Source organism: bacterium, assembly GCA_018812485.1.
GTDB lineage: Bacteria > JAHJDO01 > JAHJDO01 > JAHJDO01 > JAHJDO01 > JAHJDO01.
Genome location: JAHJDO010000045.1, coordinates 1 through 6,579, shown reverse-complemented (window position 1 = coordinate 6,579; position 6,579 = coordinate 1). Strand labels below are relative to the sequence as shown.

At 36.0% G+C, this 6,579-nt stretch carries 15 protein-coding genes; 2 read left to right on the top strand and 13 right to left on the bottom strand.

Going from position 1 to position 6,579, the window contains the following annotated elements; translation table 11 throughout:
* The first annotated feature begins 149 nt into the window (after nucleotides 1-149).
* The gene (locus KKC91_03695; GenBank protein ID MBU0477652.1) at nucleotides 150-305 is read left to right on the top strand and encodes a hypothetical protein; all 156 of its coding nucleotides are present in this window, start codon (nucleotides 150-152) and stop codon (nucleotides 303-305) included.
* A gap of 75 nt (nucleotides 306-380) precedes the next feature.
* Here KKC91_03695 and KKC91_03690 read toward each other — a convergent pair whose 3' ends face one another.
* The 13 genes from KKC91_03690 to KKC91_03630 form a co-directional block, all read right to left on the bottom strand.
* Nucleotides 381-593 carry a ribbon-helix-helix domain-containing protein gene (locus KKC91_03690; GenBank protein MBU0477651.1) on the bottom strand — a complete coding sequence of 71 codons (213 nt, stop codon included), beginning with the start codon at nucleotides 591-593 and terminating at the stop codon, nucleotides 381-383.
* A gap of 8 nt (nucleotides 594-601) precedes the next feature.
* The gene (locus KKC91_03685; protein MBU0477650.1) at nucleotides 602-928 is read right to left on the bottom strand and encodes a hypothetical protein; all 327 of its coding nucleotides are present in this window, start codon (nucleotides 926-928) and stop codon (nucleotides 602-604) included.
* Nucleotides 929-985: 57 nt separating this feature from the next.
* A complete protein-coding gene (locus tag KKC91_03680; protein MBU0477649.1) occupies nucleotides 986-1,135 on the bottom strand; it encodes a hypothetical protein in 150 nt (49 codons plus the stop codon).
* Entirely contained in the window at nucleotides 1,132-1,578 is a 447-nt protein-coding gene (locus KKC91_03675) for a type II toxin-antitoxin system YhaV family toxin (GenBank protein ID MBU0477648.1), read from the bottom strand. Before KKC91_03675 ends, KKC91_03680 begins: the two co-directional genes overlap by 4 nt.
* Complete coding sequence (locus KKC91_03670) at nucleotides 1,562-1,861, bottom strand: hypothetical protein (GenBank protein ID MBU0477647.1); 300 nt, start codon at nucleotides 1,859-1,861, stop codon at nucleotides 1,562-1,564. Before KKC91_03670 ends, KKC91_03675 begins: the two co-directional genes overlap by 17 nt.
* Nucleotides 1,862-1,889: 28 nt before the next feature.
* On the bottom strand, nucleotides 1,890-2,144 hold the full coding sequence (locus KKC91_03665; protein MBU0477646.1) for a DUF433 domain-containing protein: 255 nt from the start codon (nucleotides 2,142-2,144) through the stop codon (nucleotides 1,890-1,892).
* On the bottom strand, nucleotides 2,141-2,302 hold the full coding sequence (locus KKC91_03660; GenBank protein ID MBU0477645.1) for a hypothetical protein: 162 nt from the start codon (nucleotides 2,300-2,302) through the stop codon (nucleotides 2,141-2,143). Before KKC91_03660 ends, KKC91_03665 begins: the two co-directional genes overlap by 4 nt.
* A 63-nt stretch (nucleotides 2,303-2,365) precedes the next feature.
* On the bottom strand, nucleotides 2,366-2,563 hold the full coding sequence (locus KKC91_03655) for a type II toxin-antitoxin system HicB family antitoxin (GenBank protein MBU0477644.1): 198 nt from the start codon (nucleotides 2,561-2,563) through the stop codon (nucleotides 2,366-2,368).
* A gap of 23 nt (nucleotides 2,564-2,586) precedes the next feature.
* Entirely contained in the window at nucleotides 2,587-2,829 is a 243-nt protein-coding gene (locus KKC91_03650; protein MBU0477643.1) for a type II toxin-antitoxin system HicB family antitoxin, read from the bottom strand.
* A 15-nt stretch (nucleotides 2,830-2,844) separates the two neighbouring features.
* On the bottom strand, nucleotides 2,845-3,087 hold the full coding sequence (locus KKC91_03645) for a DUF2283 domain-containing protein (GenBank protein MBU0477642.1): 243 nt from the start codon (nucleotides 3,085-3,087) through the stop codon (nucleotides 2,845-2,847).
* 4 nt (nucleotides 3,088-3,091) lie between these two features.
* Nucleotides 3,092-3,349, bottom strand: a complete 258-nt coding sequence (locus KKC91_03640; GenBank protein ID MBU0477641.1) for a ribbon-helix-helix domain-containing protein — start codon at nucleotides 3,347-3,349, stop codon at nucleotides 3,092-3,094.
* Nucleotides 3,350-3,382: 33 nt separating this feature from the next.
* Nucleotides 3,383-3,718: a toxin-antitoxin system HicB family antitoxin gene (locus KKC91_03635; protein MBU0477640.1), complete on the bottom strand. Its 336-nt coding sequence runs from the start codon at nucleotides 3,716-3,718 to the stop codon at nucleotides 3,383-3,385.
* Nucleotides 3,715-3,912, bottom strand: coding sequence for a type II toxin-antitoxin system HicA family toxin (locus KKC91_03630; GenBank protein MBU0477639.1), 198 nt, complete (start codon nucleotides 3,910-3,912; stop codon nucleotides 3,715-3,717). The genes KKC91_03635 and KKC91_03630 overlap by 4 nt, the downstream gene beginning before the upstream one ends.
* Nucleotides 3,913-5,486: 1,574 nt before the next feature.
* On the opposite strand from KKC91_03630, the gene KKC91_03625 reads away from it, so the two are divergent.
* On the top strand, nucleotides 5,487-6,356 hold the full coding sequence (locus KKC91_03625) for a DUF4062 domain-containing protein (GenBank protein MBU0477638.1): 870 nt from the start codon (nucleotides 5,487-5,489) through the stop codon (nucleotides 6,354-6,356).
* Nucleotides 6,357-6,579: the final 223 nt, after the last annotated feature.

Genomic DNA, 6,579 nt, shown 5'->3' with positions numbered 1-6,579 from the left:
GCAGAACCAAGGGTTTTCTATCAGCTTTCTGCGCCCATGTTTCTGACTCTTTGACTATTGTCCTATTAAGTATTTCAGTTCCTTATATGTTCAAAAAGTTGTTTATCTAATATATTGGATAGTAGTTCAATATATTAGGAGCAAGTTTAATGCGAAAGAATATATTAGTTGCCACAAATGCGCAGAAGGTGTTGCATTTTCTTATAGACCACCCGATTCGGGATTTTCTTGAAAGCGAAATTCAAAAAGCAACCAATAATATAGATTTTACTGCAACAAATTCCCCTTTTATCAACGAAAATTAAAGAAAGCGAAACCCTAAGAAAAAACGCTAATCCTATGAAGGATTTACCCTAAATGTTTAATTTTAGCCAGTGTTCTCATGATACACAGTCAAAGATGTCCTGGTCGGTATAGACACGAGGGGACTTGGCCGCCATTCTTCTGCGTATGGACCTAAATTGGCGAATAAATAAATAATCTCGCAATGACTCCCTGATAATGTTACTACGCGTTGTTCCTTCTTGAGATGTTATTTTATCAAGCTGTTTTTTGATTTCTTCTGGCATACTAATTGTGATTGTTTCTCTCATTATCTTCCCTACTTTCTAAGAAATTCTTTAACATCTCTTACTTCGGTAATTTTCCCTTCTTGGGCATCTTGCAACCCATTTTGGATGCTTTTTAAGACCTTTGGGTTTTGATAAATCCATAATTCTCTACTTGGAACGCTTGCCATTGGCCTTAACAGGATATCTCCTTCACTTCCCATAAGAATTCCAAAGGCATCAACTTCCAGGCGACCTAATGGCGCTTTTCCCATAATCCTGTTTCCCAGGGTCACTCTGTTTTTGGAATCCAAAGTGGTATATCCTATTGATGTGAATTTTTCTTTAGCGATTTCTTCGTCTACATTATATGTTTTCATGTTTTTCACCAATATTTTATTAATAGATTAGAACCATGTCTTCTTTAGGTACATGTGCTATAACAGGATTCTTATATCCCTTTTTTTAGCTTTTTTATAAACTTCCTGAATGTGATCTCCACTACTTATAACTGTGTCATTTGTGAAGCTTTTAAGCGCCACATACTTCCCACTATATTTTTTCTCATTTCTTAACCGGATGCTCATTGCTTTCTTATCCATTCTTGAGTTTTAGGATCATTCGGGCTATGTGAAAAATATCCTTTCCTTTGAAGCTTTTTAAATTTTTCATAAGGATCTGTCTTAGCTCCTTCTTTGCGGAGATGTTTTTCGTCATTCAGATATAAATATATAATAATTTTAGGATGGCTGGAAAAACAAAAGATTATTCTATAACGCTGTAAACCTTGTTTATAACGGCGGTATTTTTTTAGCTCTCCTCTTAGACGATATTCCGGACGGTCCGGATCCTGAGGGATTATTTCTTGATCAGCTTTACGAACACGGAAAGCAAATTTTACTATTTCATGTTGTTTAAATTCTTCATCACCGAGTTTATTGCGAAGTTCTCTTACTTGCTCTTTTAACTGAACAATTCTCTGATAATAAAAGACATGGTATCTTAAAAGATAACTACTCGCCATCATCATCAACGCCTTTTAAAAGCTCATCCCATTCTTTATCCCATACCTTTTTTACATCACGGAGTTTTTCCGGATGTTTCATAACGTCAGCTGCTAATACATTGATAAATTTACTAAACATGGGTTCTGACTCAATGGTATCCAGTTCTGTTTTGGGGCGAATGCTTATTTTTTCTGAAGTACTTTCTATAATAACCTCCTTAATATCTGTATTTTTAATAAAACTCATTGGAAGATCTACCGCATAGCTCCCGCCATGTTTAAATATCTTTTTCCCAATTATATTCATAATTAATTTCTCCTTTCGTCTAAAATAATCACAGTTGAGCTGTCTCAGCCACTAATTCTGGTACGTGAGCGACTAATGCTTCACGAGCTAAACGGATAGCTTCAGCAATTGCTTTTTTATTTAATGCCCCACGCCATTCTTCAATAATTGCCTCCCAATCCATACCATTAGCAATCTGTTCAAGTACATCTGCCACCAGGATACGTGTACCACGAAAAGTTGGTTTGCCGTGACAGATATTAAGGTCAGCTATAATATACCGTCCCATTACTTCTGTCCTCATAATTTCTCCTTTTGACTTAATCCTTGTCGCTGCCTAAGTTTGGCAATCTTATACTCTAAAGCCAATCTTTGCCCTTCTTCTTTGTAGAATTTCTTGAACTCGCTGTCTTTGAGTTCCTCTTTTAAAACATCTTGAAAATTTAAAAGTTTTTTAGCCATTGTAATGACTCCTATAATTCAAAATAAAATATATACAAAAATATATATCTTGTCAAACTCTTTTTACCTTACTACCTCTACGTATCTAATTTCTTTCTTTTGGGTTAATTCCTCTGCTGTCTCAAGATATCCCTTTATAGCGTCTTTAATATTTTCTAAAGCTTTTATCTCAGTTTGTCCCTGAGACCAACAACCTGGTAATCCGGGACACCAAACAGCAAAACCTTTTTCAGTTTTTTTAAGATCTACCATATATCGCATCATAATATCCTTTTCTTTTTGCTCTATGATTCAGCTTTCCTATGAGTTTCTACGCTTACTTCAGCAACAAAAGCTTCTATAATTCGAGGCTCTGTCTCTAATGTCTCTTTTCCAAATGTCTTAACATGAAACTGAATTGCTGATTTCATATCAGATAAAGCTTCCTTATAAGTATCACCCTGCCCAACCACAACGCCTTTAAATCCTAATGGATATGAGACATAACCGTCAGGGTGTTTTTCTACAATGATTTTAAATTGTGTCATGATAATGGACTTCACCTATCCAACACCCAATGACAACTCGGTATGTTTCCCAGTCTCTTCATTAATAACCATAAACTTTCCCGTATCTTCTCGTTTTAATTGTTCATTAGCATTTAATAATTCAATGCCATAGATTTTTCCATCCGGTGTCAAATCTACATTTAATTCATCACTTACCTGAACTGTCTCTACTCCTTGCCCTTTTTCACTAAAACGAATATAAGCGGTGTTATAACGAGGATCATAAGTTAATTTCATAATATCAGCTCCTTTTCTTGTGCCCATATAAATACCGATCGTGTTTAACGGAAGCATTGCTTACTCCTAGGTGGATATTGCCTATGGCTTTAGTAAGAGGATCGTTATTCCAGTTAATGTCTCTTCCTTTTGTTTTTAAGAACATGTCAATTGCTCTCCTGATTAGCTCAGAAGCACTGAGACGTTCTTTTCCTGCCTCTATTTTGAGCAAGCGCATTTGCTCTTTCTCAATATAGACCTGAGTTCGATGAAAATTACTCATAGTTTTTTACCTTCTTTACTTGCTTAAGTTCTTTTATACAGCGGTTTCTAATTTATGTTGTATCAGCTTATTAACACTCTCACCTGCCTGGAATGCTTTTGCAGTAAGAACTTTATGTAATTGAGAAGGAATTCTCAATGCTATTTTCCCTGAATAGTCCTTGTTGGCCGTTGCTGCCGGAAGAGGTCTGCCCTCTTTCTGTAGTATTTGTATAGCTTCTTCCACTGCCTCGCACAGTTCATAAAAAACCTTTTTTTGACTCTCTCCGTGTACGCCGCCAATAATTAGACCTGGTGCCATTCCAACGTAACACCGATCATCTTCAGACCACTCCACAATTTTTAGGTAATCATCGCTAGGTTTTTTCATCGCGTAACCTCCTTTAATGCTCGTTTTACCGCTTTTCCCTGATAGGGCAATGCATCTGTTCCAGGATTTCCTGACAGCCGAACAATGTAAGGACACTTGGGGTGTAAAAAATTTCTATGGCTACCTTTGCCTCCCCTATTAACAAAGCCGACTTTTTCTAAATCCGCAATAAGTTGTCGTATTTTACGCGGCATAATAATTTGATATCACAATAATATCATTCCGTCAAGTATTGTTTTATTTCTGTTTTAATCCACGCTCTTGTGTGGTAAGAGGGGATCCCAACTTGATGTCGCAAAATGCGACTTCAAGTTTTCAAATTTCTGCTTTGATAATTTGAACCTATCGCAATTTGCGATAAGCTCTGCAAAAGCGTAGTGCTTACCCCTTAATCCCTTTTTCTCAGACTTGGATATCACAATTTGTGACTTCCAAGTTTTAAATCTCTCCACTATTTCTAAAGGATTCGCAGAAATTCTGAAATCAACTCATGCCCATATCTTTTTCCAACTCTTGCTCTTTCTCTAAAGCTTGTGATTTTTCTGCCACAGGCACTGTCTTTTCTGTCATGTCAACCTCTTGAGGCATTTCTATTCCTTGTAACTAACAATCTACTTAGAAACTGACTTTGTATAGAAAAAAGAGGATTAAAGGCTAAATAATGACAATGTCCGGAATAATTACAGAATGTCCGGGAAAATGTCCGAAATAGGTCAAGTAAAAACTATCGGCAAAGGACATTCTTTAAAATATTTAGTAAAATAGTGTCATGAAAGCCGTGATATTGTCATGTAAATGTCATACAGATTTTAATGTTAAGAAACAATGTTTTGGGACATTTATGGGACATTTATAGGACATTTATGCGCATGTGGATTGTCCTGAAAAGTAATTTTACCCAAGAATGTAATCCTATTTTATTGAATAGCTAAATGTTGGATAAACGCAAAAAATGCCGGATAAATGTCGGATAATGGAAAACTTAAAAAACAGAAAAACATAGAGATTGGAAACCTGGACAAAGAAATTAATCAAAGTTTCCTTTGCAGGTCCAGAATGTGGAAAAGAAAAATTAATTTCTGCCAGACTTCGATGCAGCGGCTCTCACGATTTTTGCGAGAGAAAAATGAAAATCTTGAGAGTCCAGGATTGGATTTCATAACCAAGAAAGAAATCGGAATTTTATCTTCTCGCTTAAAAAATATTGAACATTCTCTATGATAGCCAAAAGCTCCCTGCAAGGGTACTAAGCAGCTTGAGACATTGCTTGCCGGACGCGTTAGTGTTTATATCGATTATGCTAATATTAATTGATAAAGAGAATAATATTGACTGCTTTGTGTTATGGAGTGGAGACAGCGATTTTCATGATACTGTCACTGAGCTTTTAGGGGTTCTAGACATAGAACCGCCATTTATATAGAATTCATATATAGCTTTTAAGATTTGTGACACTATGCACACGTGGATTGTCCTGGAAAAGGGTTTTTATATAGGTAAAAATATTTTGACTTAGTTGATAAAAAGGGATACAAAAATAGTAGTAGTATTGGGATAGGTAGTGGATTCGTGCGTAAACATAGGCTAAGGAATGATTCGGGGAAAAGGACTTAAGAAGATTACTCTCTATTTTATTGAATAGCTGAATGTCAGATAGCGGAATGATGGGTAAAATTAAAGAAATATGCCAGATTATGGGTATTTTAAAGTCCATACTTTATAGTTACACACACAAACATGATAAAGAAAAATCTTAAAGGAATTGGTTATGAAATATAGAATATTTGTTAGCGGAGTTCAAAAAGAGCTAAAAGCAGAACGTCTTGTGATGCAGGAGATAGTTGAGAACGATGTTTTACTCAAAGATTACTTTAGAGTATTCTTGTTTGAAAAAGCCCCTGCTGGCGATAAGTCTTCAAAAGCAGTGTATTTAAAAGAAGTCCGCGCTTGCGACGTTTATATTGTTATTTTTGGCGATGAATACGGCAAGGTTCCGAAAAATAAGCTCTCAGCTACGGAAGAGGAATTTAGAGAAGCGCAAAAAAGCTCCAAATATGTCTTAGCGTACATAAAAGGAAAGTTAAATAATACGAAAGATAAAAGAGTTAAAAAGATAATAAGCGAGATCAAAGATGAGGATTCCGGTTACAAGTATTATCGTTTCCAGAATATTCAAGAACTTAAGAACGCAGTACATGAAAGCCTTATTGAATTTCTTCGCGAAAAAGGCATTGTTGGTAAAAGTATTTTTGACCAGGCGGTGTGCGAAAGGGCTTCGTGGGAAGACATAGATACGGATAAAGTAAAGTGGTTTTTATGTACGGCAAAAGAGAAAAGAAATTTTCCTTTACCGGAAAATACTCCCGTAAAAGACGTTTTCATCCATTTGAATCTTCTGAACGGGGATAAATTAACGAACGCAGCAATTCTGCTGTTTGGTAAAAACCCGCATAAATTTCATCTCCAGGCTGAAACAAAATGTCTACAACTTTCCGGCACGGAAGTAGAGAAGCCGTTTCCTTCGTATCATATATACGATGGAAATCTTTTTGATCAGGTTGACCGCGCGGTTTCGTTTGTGTTAAGCAGTATTAAATTACCTGTTATCCAGCAAGAGCATACTGCACAGGTAAAATGACCGCCGGAAATTCCTTTATTCGCGGTTGAAGAGGCTATTGTGAATGCCCTTGCACATAGGTTATCCAAAGCTTTGGATAACCTATGTTATCCCAAGAAAAATATTATGCAAAGTTACTGTTAAAACAGTTGATTATCAAAGAACAATTCTCTGTCATTGTTATCGTAACACACATCATTGACTTTGCATAAAATAATGTTCTCTTTAAACATATCCCCACAAT